The following is a 25,096-nucleotide window of genomic DNA, read 5'->3' as shown; positions in this document are numbered from 1 at the left end:
TGAAATTATTTTTTTATGCCCAATATTTTTTCAATATCCTCATTGGAATAATTTGACTTTGATTTTTCGAAATTGTGAAATTTAGTCTTTGAAGGAGCAGTTTTGCTATTGCTATAACTTTTTTTAGTATTTGTATGGGTAGTTTTAAAAGTCTTAAATCCTTCAATAGTATTAATTTTATTTTTATATAAATTTTTAACGATGGAATGCATATAGTTCATATTAACATTTGAAGTTTTTTTAGAACTCTCTTTGATCACTTCTAAAATGAATTCAAGAGACAAATCATATTTTTGTAACCAGATGTCGATTATTTCTTTATCACCAGAAGTTATAAGATTAGAGTAACCTAAAGATTTATAAATTGCTCTATAAGCACGGTAATATTTATTTGATTGCTTTAAATTATTTTCAATTAAATCTACAGTGATTAAGCCATTGTCTACCCAGGCATTTAGAACCTTCAAAGCATATTTAATATTTTTAACGTTCTTAGTTTCTATTGAATATTCAAATGCCATAGTAACGACGTCAGGATCGACGTTGTTGTCCAGTAAAAAATTAAGAACTTCTAGTCTTTCATTTGGAGAAAGATTACGACGCATGAATTGATCAATCTTATAAAACATATTTTTTATTTCTGGGCTCTTATTTATTTCAATTAAGTCAGAATTTGAAGTTTTTCTTTCATAGCTTACTTCGTTATTATTAACTTTATAGTTGTTATCAATATATAGCTGTCTAAGTGAGATAAATTCGACATCGTAATTTACTGAATCATCAATATTGCTCTTTTTTATTATACCTTTTTTTTGCCAAAAATCCCATGCATTTAGCACATCTTCAAGTGGTATATTCAAGTGTTTAGCAATTGAAGAGTTGTTAAAATCAATGTTTTCATCATTATCTACTGCATATTTATATCCAAGAAGATACACTTTAACATAAGTTCCATTTGCACTACACATAAAATCATTAATAAATATATTTTCAATTGTAATACTTCCGAAGTCAACTTTAGTAATTTGATTTTTAAATCCCATATTATCATCTACCTTTAATGTATTAATTAGTAATAAGTATTTGTTTATATTATATAGTATAATGCAAAAATGACTATAGTAAAACACATAAAATATGGTATACTGAAATGTGAGGAAAAATAATTTAGATAACTACTAAAAAGGGAGCTTTCGAATGGACTTTAGTAAAATTATAAATACGATTATCAATGGTCTTGCAAAATCAATTGCTTTTGTTATAATGCCATTTTATAAAGGCTATAAATATATTAAAAATATTAAAGTGAATAAACAACTTATCATTAGTAAATTCAAAAAAAATAATTTTAAAGGAGTAAATTTTAAAAGATATGGTTCTAATTTTAAGGAAATTATAAAATTAGATAAAATTAACTTCAGTAAATTAAAATTAAATAAAATAGATTTTAATAAATTAAAACTAGAAAATTTTAGAGAAAAAGTTAATAAAGTTTTTATTTATATTAGAAAGTATAAAATTCAGTTTCTAGGAGCTTTAGCAGTAGTTGTTGCGCTGAGCGGTGTATACTATATGAATGATATAATGAATTCAAATACATCAAATGAAGCGAGTGGTGAAACTTCTTTATACGCAGTTAAAATGGATAATGAAAGTAGTAATCAAGCAACAATTAGTTCTACTGATTCAAAAAAAGAAGAGTCAAAAATAAGTGATAATAAATCTACTAGTGATACTACTAGTAATAATTCAAGTTTAAACGCTTTGCCTACATCTGTAAATAATTACACTAGTGCTGTAAAAGACCTTATGGATTTATCATACGAAGGGTACTCACTAGAAGTAAATAAAAAAAGAATAGGTTTTTTCGAAAATAAAGAAGATGCTAACGAATTATTAAACTCTATAAAAACTAAATTTTTAGCTAAAGAAGACGGTAGCGAAATATTAGATTCATACTTTAAAGAAGATGTTGAGATTGTAAAAGGATATAATAATATTACCAATGGTACGATTTATACTAGTAAAGAAGATGCTTTTAACTACATAGTAAAAGGTACTGATGAAGAAAAATTTCATAAAGTAAGTAAAGGTGAGAATTTTTGGACAATTGCTTCAAAATATGAAATTACAGTTGATAGTTTAATTAAAGCAAATCCAGATGTAAAACCAGAGAGACTTCAAATTGGTCAAGAAATAAGTTTAACTGTTCCAAGACCTCTAATAACTGTATTAACCGTAGAAGAAGAGACTTATAGTGAAAAAGTCGCATATGATGTAAAGTATGAAAATGCTTCTACATTATATAAAGGTGATTATAAAACAAAAATTAAAGGCATTAAAGGGGAAAAACAGATAGTTGCAAAAGTGGTAAAAGAGAATGGACGGGAAGTTGCTAAAAAAGTTTTAAGTGAGAAAATTCTTAAAAAGCCAAGTACAAAGGTAGTATATAAAGGAACTAAAAATCCACCACCAAAAAAAGGGACTGGAACTTTTGCAAGACCAACTACTAGAGGTGTTATTACTTCTGGTTTTGGTATGAGAAGATTACTTGGAAAATGGGGAAGACATAATGGAATTGATATAGGACTTGCAATTGGTACGCCAGTATATGCAGCTGATGGAGGTGTTGTAACTCGCGCAGGTGGATATGGTGGTTATGGTTTAGCGGTTGTAATCGATCACGGTGCTAATATGGTAAGTATATATGGTCATAATTCAAAAATTTTAGTTAAAGTTGGAGAAAAAGTTTTTAAAGGTCAAAAAATTTCATTAAGTGGAAACACAGGATTTAGTACAGGACCACATTTACATTTTGAGATAAGAAAGAATAATGTGCCAGTTGATCCCAGAAATTATGTTAAATATTAAAGAATAATCTAGGAACATTATGAGTTCTTTATTCCTTACTTTTTACTATAGGCGGAGTATTAGAATATAAATATATATTGGATAAATTTAAATGCCTTTTTAAAAGGCAATTTTTTTAGAATTAAGTAACAGTTATTAGTAGTATTATAATGCAGAGAGGTGTTTTATGAATAACAAGAAAATATTAGTAGTTGATGATGAAAAACCTATTTCAGATATTATAAAATTTAATTTAGTAAAAGAAGGATATAATGTAGTTTGTGCATTTGATGGTGATGAGGCTCTTAAGATGGTTTATCAAGCTCAGCCAGATTTAGTTATATTAGATGTTATGCTTCCAAAATATGATGGCTTTCAAGTTTGTAAAAAAATTAGAGAAAGTTTTAATATGCCAATTATCATGCTAACAGCAAAAGAAGAAGAAGTAGATAAAGTTCTTGGACTTGAGCTTGGAGCGGATGATTATATTACAAAACCATTTGGTATGAGAGAGTTAATTGCTAGAATTAAGGCAAATCTTAGAAGAATAAATATTAGTACTTTACCAGAAATTGTTGATAAAAAAATTGTTACTTCAGATAACTTAATTGTAGATTTAGAAAGATATGAAGTTAGAAAAGGTGAGGAAGTAATAGAATTAACACTTAGAGAATTCGAACTTTTAAAGTTTTTAGCTACCCAGGATAATCAGATTTTTACAAGAGAGCAACTTCTAAAAGATGTTTGGGGATATGAATATTTTGGAGATATTAGAACTGTTGACGTAACTGTAAGAAGATTAAGAGAAAAAATTGAAGATGATTCAAGTAATCCCAAATTTGTTATGACAAAAAGAGGCGTAGGATACTATTTTAGGAGGTAACAATATGTTTAAGAGCATAAGATGGCGTTTTATAGTCATATATTTTATGCTTGTTTTTATTGGTATGATTATTTCTGGTGTATTTATAATACGTTCAACAGAGCAATATAATTTTAATGTGATCGAAAATAGAATTGATGACATTTCAGATATCCTGATGCCTAGAATTTCTAGTTACAATGATTTGTCAGAAAACGCCGATAAAATTCAAGACATACTTACTTTATATTCTGGAGCGGGATTCCGAGAAGAAATTTTTGTGATTAAACCAGACGATAAATTTAGTATTATTGCTACAACTTCTCAGAATGTAGGCAGGGACGCGCTAAATGTTTTAAACTTTGATTTAGTAGTAGCGTCTTCAAATGGCAGTGTAGAAAAAACTTTTGTCAAGGATAATAAATCGCAAATAAAAACTCTGGACAAATCTTTTCCAATAGGGAAAGAAGGTATATTATATATAAGATATGATTTGTCAGACGTATACAACAGTATAGATAAATTTAAAATTATTATAGTACAAGCTACATTACTAGCACTTATAGTAACAGTCGTACTTGGAATTTTTATAGCTAATAGCATTACTAATCCAATAAATGAAATAACAGCCAAGGCTGCTAAAATGGCTTCAGGTGATTTTGATCAAACAGTAGATGTGAAATCAAAAGATGAAATTGGAAAGCTTGGTGAAATGTTTAATTACCTTACAAATAGATTAAAAGTATCAGTAAGCGAGATTTCAAGAGAAAAAAGCAAACTAGAAACTATAATAAATTACATGGATGATGGATTAGTTGCTGTTAATAAAAAAGGTGAGATAATACATTTGAATCCTAAAGCTATAGAGATGTTAAATTTTACTGAAACGAGTTTAGATTTTGATAAAACTATTAGAGAATTAAATGAAAATTTAGTAATAGAAAAAATAATTGCAGATAATAAATGGATTGGTAGCGAAATAATTAAATTTGAGAATATGATATTAAAAGTAAGTTATGCTCCATATGCAAACGAAAATGGAGAGAAAAGTGGTATTGTTTTTGTTCTTCAAGATATTACAGATCAAGAAAGACTTGAGAAGATGAGAAGAGAATTTGTTGCAAATGTTTCTCATGAATTAAAAACTCCTCTTACTAGTATTAAATCTTACACAGAAACAATATTAGATGGGTATGTTGATGATGAAGATACAAAAATAGAGTTTTTAAAAGTTGTAAATAATGAAGCTGATAGAATGAATAGGTTAGTAAGAGACTTACTTCAGCTTTCAAGCTTTGATAATGAGAACATTAAACTTGAAAAAGAGTATCATGATTATGTTAATATGGTCAAATATTCAATAAAAAAAGTAGAGGTTACGGCTAAAAATAAAAATCAAACCATAAATTTAGTTACTGATTTGGATAATTTAGTTGGATATTTTGATTATGATAGAATAGAGCAGGTTGCTTTAAATATTCTTTCAAATGCCATTAAGTATTCCCCAAATGGAAGTATTATAAATACTTTTTTAACTAAAATAGATGAAAATGTGTCAATGACAATTCAAGATAATGGATTTGGTATTCCTGAAAAAGATATAAATAGAATATTTGAAAGATTCTATAGAGTCGATAAAGCAAGATCTAGAGAATTAGGTGGAACAGGTCTTGGACTTTCAATTGCAAAAGAAATAGTTGAAGCGCATTTAGGTAAAATTAAAATCACATCTAAATTAGAAAAAGGTACAACAGTTAATTTGCTTTTACCATTAGATTTAGAAGAATATTAAAAATTTTATTGAATTTTAAGAGTAAATATATTAAAAAAGGTGTAGCAGTGCGCCTGATGGGCGCTAGGCTTATTGTTACGACACGTGCCTTTGGCACTATGCAAAAAAACAGAAAATTTTATTGAATTTTAAGAGTAAATAAATTAAAAAGGTGTAGCAGTGCGCCGTAACAAGCGCTACGCTTATTGTTACGACACGTGCCTTTGGCACTATGCAAAAAATAGAAAATTTTATTGAATTTTAAGAATAAATATATTAAAAAAGGTGTAGCAGTGCGCCGTAACAAACGCTAGGCTTATTGTTACGACACGTGCCTTTGGCACTATGCAAAAAATAGAAAATTTTATTGAATTTTAAGAGTAAATAAATTAAAAAGGTGTAGCAGTGCGCCGTAACAAGCGCTACGCTTATTGTTACGACACGTGCCTTTGGCACTATGCAAAAAAAACAGAAATAATATTACTTTTTAAGCCTTCGGCTTAACGAATATTATTTCTGTTTTTTTGCGCACTGCTTTTTTTATTCGCGCTTGTAATGACTTTTTAAACTCTATGTAATTTGTCTGTAATATTGTTTTAGTATAATAATAGTACAAAGTTCGACATTTCTTTTACTATAATTCGGTTTTATTTGGAGGTTAAGATGTACAGTCGTGTATTAGCATTGGTTTTAGGGAGTTTAATTATTTGCTCTTCGTTTTTGGTTTCATTTGGAGACGACAATGTAAATAATGTAAATAAATTAAATAGTTTGACTGAAGAAAAAATGATTTCAAACGAAGAACTTTCAGATTCATTTGAAGTTATTGAACCAAAAATAAAAGTTAAGAAAGAAATTTTGCTTAGAGATAATTTGCTTATTTCTATAGCATTATTAAAAACATTTGGTCAATCAAATGTTCCTATTACAATGAATTTATATAAAATAGAACCTAAGATTGAAAAACTAATAGTTATTGATGATATTAAAGATATATCTGAACTTTCTAAGTTTAGTATTTTATTAAAAGATAATTCACAAAAAGAAGATGGTCTAAACAAAGATAGTGAAAGCAAAATTGTAAAATCGCTAGATGATGACTCTTTAAATACATCAAAATATATTGAACTTCCGAAATTCACATTAGATTATAAAGATATGACGACTATTGAATTAATTGAAGCTTATAAGATATTAGATTTTGTAAAAACAAAAAAATTGGATGAGCTTGAGCTATTATATAAAAAAATTGTACTGATTAACGAAGAGACAAGTTCTGAAAAAAATGTAAATGAAGAAATAAAGTATTCTAATGAAGATCAAAAAGTGATTGATGATTATAATAAAATTTCTCTACAATTTGCTATGGTAGATAGTAATATTGAAAGTGTTAATAAAATTTTAGATGTAGAAACGCTTATTCCAGAAATAGAAAAACAAAGTATTAAGAAAAATGGAATTTTACCATTCTACAAATATACTGTTGAAAATATCCTTAATGGAGAATATAGATTAGAGTTTGTACGTGAGGATTCAAATGAAGTGATTAAAAAAATTAATTTCTTTGTAAATAGAAAAGAGGAATTAACTAAAGAAAAAATATTGCAAGATATTCCAAGTACTATGGAGATTTTAAATAGTAAAGAGTTGTCAAATTAGGTATGATGGAGGATTTATGAAAAAAGAGATCTTTAAAAATGTTCTTTTGATTTCTCTTTTTATGTTGTGCATATTACTGTCTGGAAGAATTCTGATGGATGTTGATTTTGGAAATTCTGTAAATAAGAATGTTTCCAAACCATCAACTATCAATAATATTGAAAGTATATTTAACCCCCAAAACTATTTTGTTAGCTTTGGGGGTAGCTTGCATACTGGATTATATTCAGAAGACATTAATAAAATAGCATGGAATAAAACAAAAGAGAATTTAAAAATATATTTATTGGGATTGAATTACGAAAAGATTGACAATATAGCATGGAATGAAGCCTATAAAAGTAGATCTTTTAGGTTTGTGTTGCCTTATAATTACAAAATAGGCGATATTTATTTATTACTTGGAATCCCTAAAAAAGCAGATGAATTTTTGAATGAATATGTAGATACAATTATTGTGCCAACAGCCTCTAATAATCAGATCTTTATTGGAAATTCAAAACAGCATGAATATTTTTCACTTAAAGGTTTAAATAGAAAAAATGAATTTGAACTTAGTAGCATAATTAATAATATTGAAAAATCAAATATCATTGAATATAAAAGACTTGAAGATATGTATTCGCTTAGAAATTTACTTGGTAAAAAAGATGATCCAAAGTTTATTGAGAATACTACTATTGCTCCTATTACTTCAATACCGAATATTCCATATATTAACGTTTCGTTTTCTTATGATTCAATTGATATGAAGTTGTATGCGGAAAAAGTATTTGATGATAATTTTAATTTTGTAAAAAAAATTCATGATGTTGATAATTCACTAATTTATATGTATGGTTATGGAGAAAAAATATTGACGTTTTTTGAGGATGGAAGTTTAGAATATTCTCAAAAAATTAAAACTGAAGACAACAATGTAGTTGATAAAAATACTATTGTTGATAATATTAACATTGCTTTAAATAGCATAAAAAAATTTGGTGAAATTTCATCTACACTATATTTAGCAAAATATGAAGAAAACAATAACGACTTTACTTTATGGTTTAATTATAGAATCAAAGACTATAACGTTTTTTCTGATGATATTGAAGGCGGATATGCTTACAAAATTGAAATTGAAAAAGGTAAAGTAAAATATTTTAAAAAAAGTTTTAAAAAATATATTGGCAGTTCTAAAATATCTTCAAAAATTGCAAAATCAAAATCATTTGACCAAGTAATTGAAAAAAATATTGATGTGATACTCAGCCGATATATAAGAGAAAAAGGAATTATTTTAAACAATGATAATAAGAACGAGATAATAATTAGCATTTTACAAGATATTAACAATATTGATATTGATTACTTTAATAGTAGAAATAATGTTACAAATAGAATGATACCAATTTGGAAAATAAAAATTCTTGATACAGTATATTGCTTTGATTTATATGGTGGAAATATTTTATATATTTCAAATTCTCAAAGTAAGTAATTTATTGACTTTAGAAAGGACACTTATACTATGGAATGGAGCAAAATAAAAACGATTTTAATAGTGGGATTAATTATAACAAATATATTTTTAGGAGTATATGTTTACAGCAGCGATAATCTTTTTAATGTTCATAAGTTAAAAGAAGATCAGAGTATAAAAGAAGTTATTAAATTGCTAGAGAAGAAAAATATTTTTGTTAAAATGGATAATCTAACGTACTTTACTAAAATCAACGACATTGAATTAGCTTATCAAGAATATGATTTAGAAAAAAGTGCAAATGTATTTTTAAATAAAAATTTTAGAAAAATAAATGAATCATATGTGGATAGTAAAAATAGCCTTAGTGTAAAAGAGTTAGAGCTTGAATTTAAAAATATAAATTTTGATTCTAATTTAAAATCCAAAAATATGCTAAGTATAACTATGGATGAAGCAATAAAATTAGCAAGCAAATTTATTGCGTTAAAAGGATTTGAAAAAGACGATTACTATATAAATGTGAAAAAAACTATAAATAATAGAATTTTACTTATCTTTAGGCAAAAATATAAGAATTTCTACTTAGATGATTCTTATATGAAATTTTATATTGATGATAGTGGGATTGAGGAATTTACAAGAAAATGGTTTGATGTAAAAAAAGTATCAAAGCTTTCAAAGGAGGTTATTCCACCTTCTAAAGCACTTTTCAATTTGATGAAAAATTATGATAGAAGTGATAAAAAAATTAATATTGTAAATATAGAATTAGGATATAAACTTGAAACTTCAACATTAAATACAATTGTAACTTCAGGAGATGCATTTCCTTACTGGAGAATTACATTTAAAGATGGTAGAATAGAATATACAAGAGCAGTTGAAAAATAAGATGTTTTTATAGTGTCACTAAGTAGTAATGAAGGAGAAAATATGGGAATTGAATTCTGTTCATTGGCAAGTGGTAGTAGTGGTAATTGCCAATATATAGGCACTGATAAAACGGGTATATTACTTGATGCAGGTTTAACAGGAAAATACATTAAAAATGCATTATATAATATTGGTGTGGATCCACTTAGTATAGAAGCTGTATTAATAACACATGAGCATTCTGACCATGTTAAAGCGGTTGGAATACTAATGAGAAAATTTGGCTACAAATTATATATTACTGAAAAAACTTATGAGCAGGTAAAACTTAAAATAGGCAAAATAGATGAGAGTAAAGTTATAATTATAAAAAAAAATGATGCGTTTTTTATTGGAGATGTTAATGTAAAAACATATGAAGTTTCTCATGATGCTGTAGATCCAATTGGCTACACATTTGCTAAAGATAACAACAAAATATCGGTTGTAACAGATCTTGGTGTAGTTACGAAATATGTACTAGGTGAAGTAAAAAATTCTGATTTACTTTTAGTTGAATCAAATCATGATAAAGAAATGCTTATGGTTGGGTCTTATCCTTATTATTTGAAAAAGAGGATAGTATCAGATGATGGGCATTTATCCAATGAAGCTGCGGGTGAACTCATTAAAGAAACAGTGCTTAATGGAAATGTAAAAAATGTATTACTTGGCCATTTAAGTAGAGAAAATAATTTTCCTGAATTAGCTCTTAAAACTGTTAAAAATATTTTAGAAGAAAATAATATAATAGTAGGCAAAGATGTAAATTTAGATATGACTTATAGAGATAAAGTAAGCAGATTCTACAAAATTAATAAAGAATGAGTATTGTAAATATAAACTTAGAAAAAAGGAGAAAATATGAATTATTATTTGGATATATTATCAATTTATGGATTTAAAATTTTATACTCTGTTGTAACTTTAGTTGTTGGACTTAAGATAATAAAATATAGTATAAAATTATTAGATAAGTCGTTTGAAAAGATGAAACTAGATAAATCATTAGTATCTTTTTCAAGATCCTTTATAAAAATGGCTCTTAAAGTTATTCTTTTTGTTACAGTAGCTTCAATGCTTGGAGTTGCGACGACTACTTTTGTAGCAATACTTGGTGCAATGAGTTTAGCTATTGGTCTTGCACTTCAAGGAAGTCTTGCAAATTTTGCTGGTGGAGTATTAATTTTAGGATTAAAACCATTTAAAGTTGGTGATTATATCGAGAGCGTTGGACATAGTGGAACAGTTGAAGGAATTCAGATTTTTCATACATACTTAACCACTCCTGATAATAAACAAATTATTATTCCGAATGGATCTTTAGCGAATGCTAGTATTATAAACTATTCATTTAATAATAAAAGAAGAGTCGATTTAGTATTTGGAGTTGGATATGAGTCATCTACTAAAAAAGTTAAAGAAATAATTTTATCTACCGTTAAAAAGCATGATAAAGTATTAGAAACTCCTATGCCTTTTGTTAGGATGTCTAGTCATGGTGAAAGTTCAATAGACTTTACCCTTAGAGTGTGGTGTAAATCTGAGGATTATTGGGATATACATTTTGATTTAATTGAGGAAGTAAAAGAAGCCTTTGATAAAGAAGGCATTAATATTCCATATCCACATATGGACATAAATTTACTTAAGTAATTTTGAAGCTTTTAAAGATATTGTTTTCTTAAATATTTTTAAAAGCTTTTTTAAAATATAAGACATATGTACTAAGTGTATTTAGAAATTATTGCTATACTGAAAAAGTATGTTATGTAGGCTTATTTAATTCTTGGAGGAAACATGAAAAAAATAGATTATTTAAAATTGATTTCAAAGCGGTATCCAAATATAGACTTAGTAAGTAAAGAAATAATAAATTTAAGTGCTATTATAAATCTTCCAAAAGGAACTGAGCATTTTTTAACAGATTTACATGGAGAATATGAATCATTTTCTCATGTACTTAGAAATGCTTCTGGAGTTATTAGAAGAAAAATTGATGAAACATTTGAGAATCGTATTAATGAAACAGAAAAGAATGAACTTGCAACTCTAGTATATTATCCTAAAAATAAATTGATTTATTTACATAAAAAAAACGAAATAACAAATGAATGGTATTTTGATGCCATATATAGATTGATTTTACTGCTACGAACAGCATCTTTTAAATATACACGTTCGAAAGTAAGAAAAGCACTTCCTGAAAATTTTATATATATAATTGAAGAGCTAATGCAAGAACAAGAAGATATGGAATCAAAAAAGAGATATTATAATGAAATAATTAATACAATTATAGAAACAAAAAGAGCAGATAAATTTATTATTGAAATATCAAAGTCTATTAGAAGATTAGTAATTGATAAACTTCATATAGTTGGAGATATTTACGATAGGGGCGATGGATCTCATAAAATCATGGATGAACTTATAAAACATCATAATTGTGATATTCAGTGGGGAAATCATGATATATTGTGGATGGGAGCTGCAGCAGGATCAGGTGCTTGCGTATTTAATGTGCTTCGAATTGCACTTAGATATGCCAATTTAGAAACTATTCAAGATGGATATGGGATTAATTTACTTCCTTTAGCACAATTTTCTGATGAAATTTATAGTGAAAATAAGACTGATAATGAAAATTCAATCTATAAACCTAAATTACAAAAGAATCATATGTTACGTGATAGAGATTTATTATTAATAAGTAAGATGCAAAAAGCTGTAGCGGTAATACAATTTAAGTTAGAGGGAAAAATAATAAAAAATAATCCGGCTTATGAAATGGAGGATAGATTATTTTTAGATAAACTTGCAGTGGATAACAAGACTGTAAAAGTTGAAGGAAAAATCTATAATATGAAAGACTCTTTTTTCCCAACACTAATAAAAAGTAATCCATATAAACTTACTGAAGAGGAAGAGGAATTAGTAAAAATATTGATTTCTAGTTTTAAACACTCAGAAAAACTTAAAGAGCATATTAAGTTTCTATATTCTAAAGGAAGTATGTATAATAAAACGAACGGTAATTTACTATATCACGCAGCCATACCAGTTGATGTAAAAGGTGAATTTATTAAGGCTGAATTTGATGGGAAAATATACTTTGGTAAATCATTAATGGATTATTTTGATTTGAAAGCTAGAGAAGCATATTTTATAGAAAATGCAAATAATGATATTTTGTGGTACTTGTGGTGTGGCAAAAATTCTCCATTGTTTGGTAAAGATAAAATGAAAACATTTGAGCGGCTGTTTATAGGTGATGAAAGTCTTATGAGGGAAAATAAAAATGCTTATTATAATTTTAGAAACGATGAAAGTTTTATTGATAAAATATTGATAGAATTTGGGCTTGATACAGAAAAAGGGCATATAGTAAATGGGCATGTTCCAGTAAAAACTGCAAAGGGCGAAAATCCTGTAAAGGCAAAGGGAAAACTATTGGTAATTGATGGGGGATTTTCAAAAGCATATCAAAAAATAACTGGTATTGCGGGATATACATTGACTTACAATTCACAAAATATAGCTCTGGTTTCGCATAAACCATTTTTGTCATTTACAGAGTCTATTTATAATAACTATGATATGCTTCCAAAAGAGGTATATATAAAAGAAGAGGAAAAAAGAGTTTTAGTTGCAGATACTGATGATGGAAAAGAGCTAAAAAAATCAATTTTAATACTTAAAGAACTTTTGCAGTGCTATAGAAAAGGATATATAAATGAACTTTAGAATTCTAATAATTGAATAAAAGAGAAAGATACATAAAAAAATAAGTAGATGGATAATACTACCCATCTACTTATTTTTTTTAGTGTGCCCAGCATGGGCACAATCTAACGGGTGAAAGTCCCTAACATACCCTAGTAGTGGGAAGTGTATAGCTTATGGCAAGGGTGTCCTTGGTGACGAGGAATCTGAAGGAAGCCGGCGGCAAATCTCTGGTCTGACGAACAGAAATCACATAAGGCGCAAGTTGATGGATAAGGTTGCTAAACAAATCAAAGTCCAATAACTACTCGGAATCAACAGCGTAAATGTGGCAGATACATGGAGAGAAAGATTGTGTTCTTACCTGGGGAGATCTCATGGACATGTGAAACATTTGTGTGAATCGTGGTTGAAATAAGATTTATCATGAGAAGTCAGCCGATACCATATTAGTGACTTCGCCTATGAAGTCATGAAGGGTTGAACCTAAGGAGGTGAAAGTCAATGAATGTTACCGAAATCGGGATGAAGAAAAGCAGAAAATATTGTAGTGACAATGACTACTGTCGGAGAGCTAGTGCGGCACACGAAGGGTATGACAGAGTGCTTACCGAAAAGAGGATAACTGAAAACAACATCACCGATGCCGACAGAGATGCAAATGGACTTTTAGAACAAATCTTAGAATCTGCAAATCTGAATAAAGCCTATAAACAGGTGAAAAAGAATAAAGGTTCTCACGGCGTTGATGGAATGGAAGTAGAGCATCTTCTACAACATTTGCAAGACAATGGAGATGAGTTGAAAAAGGCCATACTGGATGGAAAATACCGTCCGCAACCAGTTCGACGAGTAGAAATACCGAAAGACAATGGAAAGAAACGACAGTTGGGAATACCAACAGTGGTGTTGATTGTCAAATTATTTGATGTTGGATTCTTCAAATTAAATTACGTTAAAAATAGCTAAAAAAATAGCATATTCAAATTTATTGATGTAGCTTATTCATGTTAAATAATGTGTTTTAAAATGAAATAAAACCATGATTAAATAACTAAATCATAGTTTTATTATTTTTTATCCTAATTCAGTTTCATTAACCGCCATCATTACAATATCGTTATTAATATCTGTAATATTTTGATTATTACCTATTAATAAGCATGCATTACATATTTTATTAATAATTCTTGGTATACCATTTGAAGAGTTAATTATGCCTTCTAAGGCTCCTTCACTAAAAATATTTACATGACAATTAGCTCCGATGAGTTTATTTTTTATATAGCTTCTAGCTTCTTCTTTATTTAGTCCATCTAAATGATAATTCATAGTTATTCTTTGTCTTAGCGGTTCGTGTGATACTAATCTAAGAGTATTATTTATATTTGGAAGTCCAACTAATAATACAACTGCACGATCTTTTGAATCCATTTCAAAATTGAAAAGAATTTTCAAATCATTTAGTATACCATTATTAATGTAATTTGCTTCATCAATAATAATAACCGGAGTTATGCGTTTTTCAACAGCGTATCTAGTAATTTCATTTTGAATTATCTTAAAATTATCATTTTTTCTCATCATTGGCTCTAAACCTAATTGCTGAGCTAAATTTTTATAAAATTCAGCTACAGTTAGAGTTGATAATGAACTATAAATAACCTTAAAAAGTGAAGGATTTAGTATTTTAGACCAACTTCTTATAATAGTTGTTTTACCTTTTCCAGGTGATCCTGTAATAAGACCAAATCCTCTAGTTTCAAGTAGTATATTAAGTCTTAACAAAGTTTCTTTGTATTCAGATGTTTCAATTATTATTTCTTTACTATTTTTTATAAATGGGTTAAAATCTAACCCAAAACGACTTGTATAATCCATTAATTTTTTCCTCCTGTTAATTTAACTTTTTCACGTTTGATTTTAGAATTTTCATGCTTATTTAGTAACTTAATAGGCGTTAAATCTCCTGTATATTTATCTAATATAAAAATATTTTTCATATCAGGTGAATACCTTAAAGTAATTCTTTGTTTAGAAAATCTATAATGCACTTCATATTCCACTTCATTAATTACAACTACATTATCTGTTGAAACTCGCCGCTCTATTTCAAGTAGAAAACTTTTATAAATATGATCTTCACTTAATCTTTTGATAAGCGCTGATTCACTAAAAAAACGGTCCATTGGTGATAATCCGTTTAAAGAACTATGAATCTTTTGATTGTAAGATTTTACATATATTAAAAGTGATAAACGAAGATCCTCGAGTGATGAAAAATCATTCATGTTAAGTCCACTCATCCACTGTTGTTTAAGGGTTTTAAAGAACCTTTCTACCTTAGCTTTTCCAGTTGGTGTATAAGGTGGATTGTAGTTAAGCGTTGAACCAATGCGAGCAGCAAGTAAGGTGATTTGCTTATTTTTATATGAAGATCCATTATCAAAATTTAGTCGTTTTGGTCTTCCATATTTTGAAACTGCAGATTTTAGTACAGACATTACATTAACTGTATTATCATTAAAAAATACGTCAATACCAGTTATCATACGTGAAGCATCATCTAACATAGCAATAATCCACACTTTATGTTTTTTCCTATTAATCATTAAGTAAGGTCCAACACTGCTGTCACCACACCATACTTCATTGATATGAGGACGCTCATATCTTCTCATATCCTTATTATTGGTATAAAGATTATTTTTATTTAATTGATTTACATATCTATTAATTGTTGAAAGTGAAATTTCACCTTTGTTAATAGTGCCATTACTAATTAACTTTTGATGAATTAATGTAGCAGGAATTCTTGGATATTCACTTTTAAGATAGTTAATTTGCTCTATCATATCATCATCAAGTTTTCTTGATTGACCTGTATCATTACGCCTTTTAGGCATTAGACCATCAAAACCATATTTTTGATAACTATAGTACCAACGCTCTATAGTTGTAGCCGAAATAATAGTATCCATGCCCCTCGGATTGGTATAAGTGTTATGAGAGGCATCACGAAAAAAAGCCTTATTAGATTTCGAATCATCACATGTTCCGCTAATTAATGGAGCAAGAATGCTATACCTAAAAAGTGCAATTTTTTGCTTATCATCGTTATTCATTAAAAAATCCTCCTGTATTTATAAGTTTATTAGGAGTATAAATCATTAAAAAGTAAGCGTAAAACTAAGTTATGTGGGTGTTATTAAATAAAATATTTGAAGTGCTTTTAATTTGCATAAACTGTCTATTATATTTTTTAAAAGACATAATAGTTGTAAATTTATGATTTATTGGTATCTTAAAAACAGCTAATCGCTCTCTCCAGTGCCGATTGAACTGACGAATAATATATCTAATGTTACTTTCATCAATAAGTAAGTTGTTGATCATAATATTTTCGAAAGGTAATTTTTTTAAATAAGTCTGAATAACTGTGATAATATCCTTTAATAATATTTGAGAATAAGGAACAATCCAACTTGGTAGAACTGATTCAGTTTTACCACAACATTTACAGATTAATCTTAGAATTTTTAGTTCGTATAATTTACCAGAAATTTTAATAAAACGTTTATAATAGGCGTGTTTAATAAGACAGCCCTTTTGGCCACAGCTACAAGAAAGGCGATGAAACGGTAAATGATCAATCATCGTATTATAAGAATTTTGTGAAAAAGACTTGATTATTGTAGAAAAAATAGTTATCATAATATATGTCTTACTTATGAAAATCCTATGGATTTACGTAAGCATTTAGAAAGGCAGAAGAAACTTTCGAAGGGCTCTTCTGTCTTTTTTCCTTTCTTAATTATTTTATGATAGCATAACATAAAAAGGGCCTATATTAAATAATCTGATTAAAATTTAGTCAATTATTTAATGTAGGTCCTTTGTTTATTTTGAAGAATAATAAGTGTTATAATAGTAAATAAAATGCCTATCTACACAGTGGTAGATCGAATGGTGCAACAAGGAATTCAGCAAATACTATCGCCAATCTATGAAGCAACATTTAGTGAAAGCAGTTATGGCTTTAGACCAAAGCGAAGTGCTCATGATGCCTTAAAGAAGTGCAAAGAATATGCTAATGAAGGTTACACATATGTTGTAGACATGGATTTAGAGAAATTTTTTGATACAGTGAGTCAATCGAAAATGATAGAAATCCTATCAAGAACAATTAAAGATGGACGCGTCATTTCATTGATTCACAAATATTTAATAGCAGGAGCAATAGTCGATAGAAAGTTTGAAGAAACATCTATAGGTTTAGCACAGGGTGGAAACTTAAGCCCACTGTGCAGTAATATTATGTTGAATGAATTGGATAAAGAACTGGAACGTCGTGGAATACGCTTTGTTCGTTATGCAGATGATGCATTGCTGTTTGCAAAAACAAAACGGAGCGCTAAAAGGATACTGAGACATATTTTACCGTTCATCGAAGAGAAGCTAAAACTTCGTGTGAACAGAGAAAAGACCTCAGTGTCTTACATTGGACACATAAAGTTCTTAGGCTATGGATTCTATCCAAGTAGAGTTGGTATAAAACTGAGAGTGCACAAGAAAAATGTAGGCAAAATGAAAGTGAAAGTAAGAGAAATCACATCAAGAAGCAAAGGTATCAGTTATGAAGCTTTAAAGCTTAAACTGAAACAATTTGTTAGAGGTTGGGTGAATTATTTTAAACTAGCTGACATGAAAACTCTTTTACAACGTACTGACAGGTGGTTACGCAGAAGGCTTCGGATGTTTATCTGGAAAAGGTGGAAGAAAGTAAGAACGAGGTACAGAATGCTTAAGCGTCTCGGTTATAACCATTCCAATGCAATTAAGTATGCAAATACTAGAAAAGGCTACTGGCAAGTCGCCGGTAGCCAAATACTAAGTTGTTCTATCACAGATAATCGACTTAGAGAGTCTGGTTATCTATTCTTTTCTGATTATTACAAATCTGTTAATGCATAAACTTAGGAAACGCCGTATACGAGACCCGTATGTACGGTGTTGTGGAAGGTCGGGGGAATTATTCAATTTCCCCTCCTATCCGATTTTAATGTAAGCATTTTAATTTGATTCAAAAATTTCTTTTACTACAATTCCTGTATTTCTATCTTCAAGATGACCAACTGACCAAGGATTTTGATGTAAAAATACTATGGTATCATTTTCAGTAATAGCAAGCATAGAATCCATTGGTGTCGAAATATCTTCAAATCTAATATTTTCTATTTTTTTAATTAATTTATATGGAAGTCTTTGAATAATTAAATCAACGCTATATTCATTTTTAAGTCTATATTCTAAAACTTCTAATTGTAGAACACCAACAACACCTATTATTAATTCTTCAGCACCGCTAAAAGGTCTTTTGAATACTTGTATAGAACCTTCTTCTGCAAGTTGATTTATTCCTTTAAGGAATTGTTTTCTTTTCATAGAATTTTTTGCTGAAATTTTTGCAAAATGTTCAGGTGAAAATTGAGGTATTCTATCGTAAATTAATTTTGATTGATTTTCGCATAAAGTATCTCCAATTGAAAATATACCAGGATCGTGTATACCTATTATATCACCAGGATATGCTACTTCAACTGTTTTGAATTCTTGTGCCATAAATTGTTGAGGTTGAGATAGTTTGATTTTTTTGTTTTTTTGAACGTGATTGACAGAAATACCTTTTGTAAATTTTCCAGAACATATTCTTAAAAATGCAATTCTATCTCTATGAGACGGATTCATATTTGCTTGAATTTTAAAAATAAATCCACTAAAATTTTCATCGAGAGGATTAATCTCGCCGTGGTTACTATGGCGAGGTTTTGGAGGCGTAGATATATTTAAAAATGATTTAAGAAACGGTTCTACACCAAAGTTAGTTAGAGCACTTCCAAAAAATACTGGAGTAAGTTCTCCTTTTAGAATACTATCGATATTGTAATCATCTCCCGCCATATCAAGTAATTCTAATTCTTCTATAACCTGAGCGTGAAGGTGATCGCCTAGAATATCTTTAAATTTATTGTCTGAAATATCACCAGACACAGTACCTGCAATAGCTTGGCCGTGATTACCACCATCAAAAATTTCAAATTGTTTCTCGCGTCTATTGAATACACCTTTAAATTCTTTAGAGTTACCAATTGGCCAATTCATAGCATAAGATTGTATACCAAGAGCTTTTTCAATATCTTCAAGTAATTCTAGAGGTTCTTTACCATGGCGGTCCATTTTATTAATAAAAGTAAAAATTGGAATACCTCTCATTTTACAAACTTTAAATAATTTGATAGTTTGAGCTTCTACACCTTTAGAGCTATCAATTACCATAACAGCAGAATCTGCAGCCATTAAAGTTCTATAAGTATCTTCACTAAAATCTTGGTGACCAGGTGTATCTAAAATATTTACACAATAATTATTGTACTCGAATTGAAGAACACTTGAAGTAACAGAAATACCTCTTTGCTTTTCAATTTCCATCCAGTCAGAAACCGCATGCTTATTTGCACGTCTTGATTTTACAGAACCAGCTTCACGAATTGCTCCGCCGTAAAGTAAAAATTTCTCGGTAAGAGTTGTCTTACCAGCATCAGGGTGAGATATAATAGCAAAAGTTCTTCTTCTATTCACCTCAGTAGTTAAATTTAAATTATTAGACATTTTATCTTCCTTTTTAATAAGTTATTATTTTTCTAGTAGTTATATATTTGTATATAAAATTATTTACATATTTAAATCTTCCTTTTTCTTATTACAAACTTTGAGTAATAAGATTAATTTTTAATTTATGTGCATTTAGACTCAACCTACATAATATAATTATATAATAAAACTGTCAAGGGGTAAATTTTATCTAATGAATATGCTTCAAAGCTTTGCTTTAAGGCGCATATTCATTAGATAAAATTTACTTACGAAAAAAACAAAAAAGAATAATCTGCTTCAAAGCTTTGTTTTAAGGCGCATATTCATTAGATAAAATTTACTTACGAAAAAAACAAAAAAGAATAATCTGCTTCAAAGCTTTGTTTTAAGGTGCATATTCATTAGTGAAAATTTACTTACGAAAAAAACAAAAAATGAATAATCTGTTTTAAAGCTTTGTTTTAAGGCGTATATTTATTAGAGTAAATAAAACAATTTAAGAGAACTCGTTTAGCTAAAGCTAAACATTGGATCATTAGGTAAGGAGTATTTGCACACAATCTGCATGCCTTGTACATGTGTGCGCGTGGCGAACATTCTTGTTGTAAAAACCTATATTTCGTATTATAATGAACTTGAAATCATAAGGAGGGCAATTTTAATGGCGAAAAAAATGGATGCATTGGTAAAAAAATATGCAAAAGAAGGTTTGTGGTTAGAAAAAGTTGATGTTCCTGTAATAGGCAAAAGAGATGTGCTTGTGAAGATGAAAAAAACAGCAATTTGTGGAACTGATGTTCATATATATAACTGGGATGAATGGTCTAAAGCTACTATTCCAGTGCCAATGACAATTGGTCATGAATTCGTTGGAGAAATTGTTGAAGTTGGAGAAGAGGTTTCAGATTATAAAGTAGGAGATACAGTTTCAGGTGAGGGACATGTAGTTTGTGGTCATTGTAGAAACTGTTTAGCAGGAAGAAGACATTTATGCGAAAATACTCAGGGTATAGGAGTTAATAGAACCGGAATATTTGCAGAATATGCAGTAATACCGATGACCAATGTATGGTTAGTTGATGGAGATATTGATGAGGATATAGTAAGTATATTTGATCCACTTGGAAATGCAGTTCATACAGCGTTATCATTTGATTTAGTCGGAGAGGACGTCTTAATTACAGGAGCTGGTCCAATAGGAATGATGGCAGCTGCAGTAGCAAAACATGCAGGAGCAAGGTATGTTGTAGTAACGGATGTAAATGACTATAGACTTGGACTTGCAAAAGAATTAGGTGCAACTAGAATAATGAATCCAATGAAAGAAAAACTTGAAGATGTAATGAAAGAATTAGGAATGAAAGAAGGTTTTGATGTAGGACTTGAAATGTCAGGAAATGCATCAGCTCTAAATACAATGATAGAAAATATGAGTCATGGCGGGAAAATCGCAATGCTAGGAATACAAGGACCAGATACGAGAGTAGATTGGAATAAAATAGTATTTAATGGACTTCATATAAAAGGCATATATGGAAGAGAAATGTTCGAAACATGGTATAAAATGACTGCAATGATAGAGTCAGGATTAGACGTATCAAAAGTAATAACACATAAAATGCACTATACAAAATTCCAAGAAGGCTTCGACATAATGAGAACCGGAAAATCAGGAAAAGTCATACTCGAATGGTAAAAAAGCAGTGCGCAAAAATGGAGAAAACCCGCGAAGGTGAATTTATTCACCGAGAGCGGGATTTCTCCATTTTTGCATAGGGCAGAATGCCCTCGGCTAGGCGAACCGAAGGTTTGACAGGTCGGCACTGCAAAATAACTAGCGGAAAGAAAACCCGCGAAGGTGAATTTATTCACCGAGAGTGGGATTTCTCCATTTTTGCATAGGGCAGAATGCCCTCGGCTAGGCGAACCGAAGGTTTGACAGGTCGGCACTGCAAAATAACTAGCGGAAAGAAAACCCGCGAAGGTGAATTTATTCACCGAGAGCGGGATTTCTCCATTTTTGCATAGGGCAGAATGCCCTCGGCTAGGCGAACCGAAGGTTCGACAGGTCGGCAAATAGCAGTTGTAAAAAAATGTAATATAAAAGAAATATAAATTTACAAATTATTCCTATATAATCAAATTACACCTAATTTAATTTTGAAAGAAAAGGGTGTATAATAAAAATATAGAGGAATGATTTTGTGGAAAGATTAAGACCGTTAAATGATTTTGTATTTAAAAAATTATTTGGAGAAAAAGAAGTTGTAGACAATTTAACAGCTTTATTAAATGCTATTTTAGATAGAAAAGGAATAGAAAGACTCTTAGGAGTCGAAATTGTTGATAATAAAGAATTGACTAGAGATATAATAGATGAAAAGGCGTCGATATTAGACGTTAGAGCAAAGACAAAAAATGGAACAGAAATAAATATAGAAGTTCAATTACTGAATCAAAGCAATATGGAAAAGAGAACATTATATTATTGGGGAAAATTATTTAACAAAACAATTGCAAAGGGAGACAAATACAATGATTTGTCAAAAGTCATAACAATTAACATATTAAATTTTGAATATATAAAATTAGAAGAATTTCATACATGTTTTCATATATGGGAAGATAAAAATAAAAATTATAAACTTAATGATTTATTAGAAATACATTTTATTGAAATTCCTAAGTTTAATAAAATGAAGCATAAGAATTTATCTGAGGATAGTTTACAAAGATGGTTAACATTTTTTAATAAGGATATTTCTGAGGAAAATCTTAAGGAGTTGATAAAAATGGATAAAAACATTAAAGCAGCAGAAAAGAGATTAGAATATTTATCGTCAGATGAATATACAATGGAACTCTATGAAGCACGTGAGAGAACAAGGTTAGATAGGGCAAACTTAATTGATACAGGAATAGAGCGCGGTAAAGACGAAGGAAGAAAGCAAGGTATAAAAGAAGGTATAAAAGAAGGTATAAAAGAAAAAGCAATTGAGGTTGCAAAAGAATTGCTGAAAGAGGGATTAGATGTGGATTTTGTTGTTAAGATATCAAAATTATCTTTAAATAAAGTTAATGAAATAAAAAAAGAATTAAAATTATAAATGAATTTCTTGGATTCAGAGGGAGTTTTTACTCCCACTGAATCTTAGAAAACATAATCCAGGGCCTTTTTAGAGTTCTTTATCCCCCATTTTTTTTAGAAGTGGGGGTATTAGAACTCTAAGGCATCGGATAAATAAATGTATTTTAATCTTTAATCTATTATTTTTCATATTGTTAAAATTACAATAAATTAGATATATAATTTATTATAATTTATATGGTGAAAAAGGGTACGTTTTAGCAATAAACGTGCTCTTTTTTTTAATTTATAAAAAATGTTAAGAATATAACATATAAATTTTTTAATATATTGCATAGACTTTGAATATATGATAACATTTAAACATAGAAGGAGTAAAAGTAAAAAAAGGAAGAAATGAACAATAATTATTCCGGTGCAAAATAAGACGAATTGAATTTTCTGAAAATTCAAAAAACATCTTTTCTTTTACTTCTAAAAAAAAAATCGGAGGTAACTATGTACGCAGAGGAAAATAATATTAAGGTTGAAGACAAGGAAAAAATTTGTGAGATTTGTGGAGAAAAAGAATATCTTATTGAATTTAAAGGTAAATACATATGTAAAAAATGTGTGGATTTAATAATTGAGAGTAGGTGAAATTTTACTAAAGTAAGAGAGTTTGTATGTTTATGAATTAGTAAAGAATAAAGACGTGTTAGAAAGGTTTATATTTTTTAGATACTAATATATTTAGAATCTTTAATGGTATAAGCTTTTTTAATTGATTTATTTTTGAGAAAAAAGGGTATATAATAAAAATATAAATGAATGATTTGTGTGGAAAGGTTAAGACCTTTAAATGATTTTGTATTTAAAAAATTGTTTGGCGAAGAGGATGTTTTAGATAATTTGATTGCTTTTCTGAATGCAGTTTTAGATCGGAAATGAATAGAGAGATTGGTTGGAGTTGAAATTGTTGACAATAAAGAATTATTGAAAGAAGGGTCAGATGTAGAGTTTGTAACGAAAATTACAAAATTAACTTTAGAGGAAGTAAAAGAGATAAAAAAAATTTTGAATTTATAATATGAGTATTATAAATGAACATTAATTTATCAAGAAAGTACTACTAGTAAGCAATCCGTTGTTGGAATACTTACTAGTAGTACTTTTTTATTTTTAAACTATAAGTTCGCTTTTAAGAGTTTCAACAACGTGTGTTAGTGCCTCAGATGTTTCCGTTTGTTTAATAGTAACTTTTCCAAGACTTTCAATTTCGTCAGAAATTTTGGTGTTTTCAACACCCATAGATTCAAGAAGCTTAGAAATTTCCATAGCAAAATCAGAAGTTATATTAGATAATTTTTGAACCTCAGTAGCAACAACAGCAAAACCTCTTCCGTGTTCACCAGCTCTGGCAGCTTCAATATTTGCATTAAGTCCAAGTATTTTTATTTGCTGAGTTATTTTATTGACTGCTTTAATTGTAGTATCTGTTTGCTCAATATATTTTTTATATTCATTGGAAGAAATTACTAATTTTTTGCTTATATTATTTAAAGAACTAGAAAAATCATTAAGATTATTCATTTGATCTTCTAGACTAGTAGAAGTATTTTGAATTATTTCAAGTTGTTCACTAAGTTTATTAGTGTTTTGAACTTGCTCATCAATAACGCCCATAATAATAGCTGCAAGCTCCGAACTAATTATTTTTTTTGAGTGACCATAGAGTTCAAATAACTTTTCTGCAACAAATGAACTACCAGTTGCCTCTACTATTAAATCTACTTTTTCATTTACATCGTTAATATCAGTTGAACACTGAATATGATTTTCTTTTGCTGTTTTTATACCAGGAGAGTCAAAATTTTGATCAATAATTTGAATTACCTCAGAAGACTCATTGTTCATAAAAAAATTTAAAAGTTTAGTTCCACCGTTTCCAGCGCCAATAATTGCAATTTTCATTGTTTCCTCCTATAAGTCTCTTGCACTAAAAAAATATTATTATATAGTAATAATAACACTTTTTTTTAGAAATTTGAGAAAAAATATTAGAAATTTTATTTAATATTGAAAAATATAATTGTTTAATTATCATATAAAAAGGTATATATTATT

General features: G+C 28.7%; 22 protein-coding genes. 16 read left to right on the top strand and 6 right to left on the bottom strand.

Annotation, left to right across the window (positions count from 1 at the left end):
- Positions 1-5: 5 nt before the first annotated feature.
- Positions 6-1,043: a DnaD domain-containing protein gene (locus AACH12_RS13975; RefSeq protein WP_338535989.1), complete on the bottom strand. Its 1,038-nt coding sequence runs from the start codon at positions 1,041-1,043 to the stop codon at positions 6-8.
- Positions 1,044-1,197: 154 nt separating this feature from the next.
- On the opposite strand from AACH12_RS13975, the gene AACH12_RS13970 reads away from it, so the two are divergent.
- From AACH12_RS13970 to AACH12_RS13925, 10 genes are all read left to right on the top strand, one after another.
- Entirely contained in the window at positions 1,198-2,871 is a 1,674-nt protein-coding gene (locus AACH12_RS13970; RefSeq protein WP_338535988.1) for a peptidoglycan DD-metalloendopeptidase family protein, read from the top strand.
- Positions 2,872-3,037: 166 nt separating this feature from the next.
- A complete protein-coding gene (gene yycF / locus AACH12_RS13965) occupies positions 3,038-3,733 on the top strand; it encodes a response regulator YycF (RefSeq protein WP_338535987.1) in 696 nt (231 codons plus the stop codon).
- Positions 3,734-3,737: 4 nt separating this feature from the next.
- Complete coding sequence (locus tag AACH12_RS13960; protein WP_338535986.1) at positions 3,738-5,504, top strand: HAMP domain-containing sensor histidine kinase; 1,767 nt, start codon at positions 3,738-3,740, stop codon at positions 5,502-5,504.
- A gap of 642 nt (positions 5,505-6,146) precedes the next feature.
- Positions 6,147-7,142 carry a hypothetical protein gene (locus AACH12_RS13955; RefSeq protein WP_338535985.1) on the top strand — a complete coding sequence of 332 codons (996 nt, stop codon included), beginning with the start codon at positions 6,147-6,149 and terminating at the stop codon, positions 7,140-7,142.
- A gap of 16 nt (positions 7,143-7,158) precedes the next feature.
- The gene (locus tag AACH12_RS13950) at positions 7,159-8,625 is read left to right on the top strand and encodes a hypothetical protein (RefSeq protein ID WP_338535984.1); all 1,467 of its coding nucleotides are present in this window, start codon (positions 7,159-7,161) and stop codon (positions 8,623-8,625) included.
- A gap of 30 nt (positions 8,626-8,655) precedes the next feature.
- Positions 8,656-9,501, top strand: coding sequence for a two-component system regulatory protein YycI (locus AACH12_RS13945; RefSeq protein WP_338535983.1), 846 nt, complete (start codon positions 8,656-8,658; stop codon positions 9,499-9,501).
- Positions 9,502-9,543: 42 nt separating this feature from the next.
- Entirely contained in the window at positions 9,544-10,350 is an 807-nt protein-coding gene (locus AACH12_RS13940; RefSeq protein WP_338535982.1) for an MBL fold metallo-hydrolase, read from the top strand.
- 36 nt (positions 10,351-10,386) lie between these two features.
- Positions 10,387-11,178 (top strand): mechanosensitive ion channel family protein, encoded by a 792-nt coding sequence (locus AACH12_RS13935; RefSeq protein ID WP_338535981.1) that lies wholly within the window; start codon positions 10,387-10,389, stop codon positions 11,176-11,178.
- Positions 11,179-11,322: 144 nt separating this feature from the next.
- Entirely contained in the window at positions 11,323-13,269 is a 1,947-nt protein-coding gene (locus tag AACH12_RS13930; RefSeq protein WP_338535980.1) for a fructose-1,6-bisphosphatase, read from the top strand.
- A 483-nt stretch (positions 13,270-13,752) separates the two neighbouring features.
- A complete protein-coding gene (locus tag AACH12_RS13925; RefSeq protein ID WP_338535979.1) occupies positions 13,753-14,217 on the top strand; it encodes a reverse transcriptase family protein in 465 nt (154 codons plus the stop codon).
- 108 nt (positions 14,218-14,325) lie between these two features.
- Here the strand turns inward: AACH12_RS13925 and AACH12_RS13920 are convergent, their stop codons facing one another.
- The 3 genes from AACH12_RS13920 to AACH12_RS13910 form a co-directional block, all read right to left on the bottom strand.
- Complete coding sequence (locus AACH12_RS13920) at positions 14,326-15,129, bottom strand: ExeA family protein (protein WP_338534919.1); 804 nt, start codon at positions 15,127-15,129, stop codon at positions 14,326-14,328.
- On the bottom strand, positions 15,129-16,373 hold the full coding sequence (locus AACH12_RS13915; protein WP_338534918.1) for a DDE-type integrase/transposase/recombinase: 1,245 nt from the start codon (positions 16,371-16,373) through the stop codon (positions 15,129-15,131). The genes AACH12_RS13920 and AACH12_RS13915 overlap by 1 nt, the downstream gene beginning before the upstream one ends.
- Positions 16,374-16,437: 64 nt before the next feature.
- On the bottom strand, positions 16,438-16,905 hold the full coding sequence (locus AACH12_RS13910; RefSeq protein WP_338534917.1) for a DUF6431 domain-containing protein: 468 nt from the start codon (positions 16,903-16,905) through the stop codon (positions 16,438-16,440).
- 297 nt (positions 16,906-17,202) lie between these two features.
- Here AACH12_RS13910 and ltrA point away from each other — a divergent pair, with 297 nt between their 5' ends.
- Entirely contained in the window at positions 17,203-18,222 is a 1,020-nt protein-coding gene (gene ltrA / locus AACH12_RS13905; RefSeq protein WP_338535978.1) for a group II intron reverse transcriptase/maturase, read from the top strand.
- A gap of 99 nt (positions 18,223-18,321) precedes the next feature.
- On the opposite strand, the gene AACH12_RS13900 is transcribed toward ltrA, so the two are convergent.
- The gene (locus AACH12_RS13900; RefSeq protein ID WP_338535977.1) at positions 18,322-19,917 is read right to left on the bottom strand and encodes a peptide chain release factor 3; all 1,596 of its coding nucleotides are present in this window, start codon (positions 19,915-19,917) and stop codon (positions 18,322-18,324) included.
- 646 nt (positions 19,918-20,563) lie between these two features.
- On the opposite strand from AACH12_RS13900, the gene tdh reads away from it, so the two are divergent.
- The 5 genes from tdh (at position 20,564) to AACH12_RS13875 (ending at position 24,058) form a co-directional block, all read left to right on the top strand.
- Positions 20,564-21,598, top strand: coding sequence for an L-threonine 3-dehydrogenase (tdh, locus tag AACH12_RS13895; RefSeq protein WP_338535976.1), 1,035 nt, complete (start codon positions 20,564-20,566; stop codon positions 21,596-21,598).
- A gap of 508 nt (positions 21,599-22,106) precedes the next feature.
- Positions 22,107-23,009, top strand: a complete 903-nt coding sequence (locus AACH12_RS13890; protein ID WP_338535975.1) for an Rpn family recombination-promoting nuclease/putative transposase — start codon at positions 22,107-22,109, stop codon at positions 23,007-23,009.
- 479 nt (positions 23,010-23,488) lie between these two features.
- The gene (locus AACH12_RS13885; protein WP_338535974.1) at positions 23,489-23,629 is read left to right on the top strand and encodes a hypothetical protein; all 141 of its coding nucleotides are present in this window, start codon (positions 23,489-23,491) and stop codon (positions 23,627-23,629) included.
- Between the two features lie 180 nt (positions 23,630-23,809).
- A complete protein-coding gene (locus tag AACH12_RS13880; RefSeq protein WP_422388901.1) occupies positions 23,810-23,920 on the top strand; it encodes a PD-(D/E)XK nuclease family transposase in 111 nt (36 codons plus the stop codon).
- A 9-nt stretch (positions 23,921-23,929) separates the two neighbouring features.
- A complete protein-coding gene (locus AACH12_RS13875; RefSeq protein ID WP_338535973.1) occupies positions 23,930-24,058 on the top strand; it encodes a hypothetical protein in 129 nt (42 codons plus the stop codon).
- 93 nt (positions 24,059-24,151) lie between these two features.
- Here AACH12_RS13875 and AACH12_RS13870 read toward each other — a convergent pair whose 3' ends face one another.
- Positions 24,152-24,943 (bottom strand): methyl-accepting chemotaxis protein, encoded by a 792-nt coding sequence (locus AACH12_RS13870; RefSeq protein ID WP_338535972.1) that lies wholly within the window; start codon positions 24,941-24,943, stop codon positions 24,152-24,154.
- Positions 24,944-25,096: the final 153 nt, after the last annotated feature.

Source organism: Helicovermis profundi, from assembly GCF_033097505.1.
Classification (GTDB): Bacteria; Bacillota; Clostridia; order Peptostreptococcales; family Acidaminobacteraceae; genus Helicovermis; species Helicovermis profundi.
Note: the sequence above shows the minus strand (reverse complement) of the source record. Positions and strands in the feature narration are given on the sequence as shown.

What these genes read in the sequence shown, in the direction of transcription:
- AACH12_RS13975 (WP_338535989.1), bottom strand. Translation starts at nt 1,043, where the DNA reads ATGGGATTTAAAAATCAAATTACTAAAGTTGACTTCGGAAGTATTACA.
- AACH12_RS13970 (WP_338535988.1), top strand. Translation starts at nt 1,198, where the DNA reads ATGGACTTTAGTAAAATTATAAATACGATTATCAATGGTCTTGCAAAA.
- yycF (WP_338535987.1), top strand. Translation starts at nt 3,038, where the DNA reads ATGAATAACAAGAAAATATTAGTAGTTGATGATGAAAAACCTATTTCA.
- AACH12_RS13960 (WP_338535986.1), top strand. Translation starts at nt 3,738, where the DNA reads ATGTTTAAGAGCATAAGATGGCGTTTTATAGTCATATATTTTATGCTT.
- AACH12_RS13955 (WP_338535985.1), top strand. Translation starts at nt 6,147, where the DNA reads ATGTACAGTCGTGTATTAGCATTGGTTTTAGGGAGTTTAATTATTTGC.
- AACH12_RS13950 (WP_338535984.1), top strand. Translation starts at nt 7,159, where the DNA reads ATGAAAAAAGAGATCTTTAAAAATGTTCTTTTGATTTCTCTTTTTATG.
- AACH12_RS13945 (WP_338535983.1), top strand. Translation starts at nt 8,656, where the DNA reads ATGGAATGGAGCAAAATAAAAACGATTTTAATAGTGGGATTAATTATA.
- AACH12_RS13940 (WP_338535982.1), top strand. Translation starts at nt 9,544, where the DNA reads ATGGGAATTGAATTCTGTTCATTGGCAAGTGGTAGTAGTGGTAATTGC.
- AACH12_RS13935 (WP_338535981.1), top strand. Translation starts at nt 10,387, where the DNA reads ATGAATTATTATTTGGATATATTATCAATTTATGGATTTAAAATTTTA.
- AACH12_RS13930 (WP_338535980.1), top strand. Translation starts at nt 11,323, where the DNA reads ATGAAAAAAATAGATTATTTAAAATTGATTTCAAAGCGGTATCCAAAT.
- AACH12_RS13925 (WP_338535979.1), top strand. Translation starts at nt 13,753, where the DNA reads ATGAATGTTACCGAAATCGGGATGAAGAAAAGCAGAAAATATTGTAGT.
- AACH12_RS13920 (WP_338534919.1), bottom strand. Translation starts at nt 15,129, where the DNA reads ATGGATTATACAAGTCGTTTTGGGTTAGATTTTAACCCATTTATAAAA.
- AACH12_RS13915 (WP_338534918.1), bottom strand. Translation starts at nt 16,373, where the DNA reads ATGAATAACGATGATAAGCAAAAAATTGCACTTTTTAGGTATAGCATT.
- AACH12_RS13910 (WP_338534917.1), bottom strand. Translation starts at nt 16,905, where the DNA reads ATGATTGATCATTTACCGTTTCATCGCCTTTCTTGTAGCTGTGGCCAA.
- AACH12_RS13900 (WP_338535977.1), bottom strand. Translation starts at nt 19,917, where the DNA reads ATGTCTAATAATTTAAATTTAACTACTGAGGTGAATAGAAGAAGAACT.
- tdh (WP_338535976.1), top strand. Translation starts at nt 20,564, where the DNA reads ATGGCGAAAAAAATGGATGCATTGGTAAAAAAATATGCAAAAGAAGGT.
- AACH12_RS13885 (WP_338535974.1), top strand. Translation starts at nt 23,489, where the DNA reads ATGTACGCAGAGGAAAATAATATTAAGGTTGAAGACAAGGAAAAAATT.
- AACH12_RS13870 (WP_338535972.1), bottom strand. Translation starts at nt 24,943, where the DNA reads ATGAAAATTGCAATTATTGGCGCTGGAAACGGTGGAACTAAACTTTTA.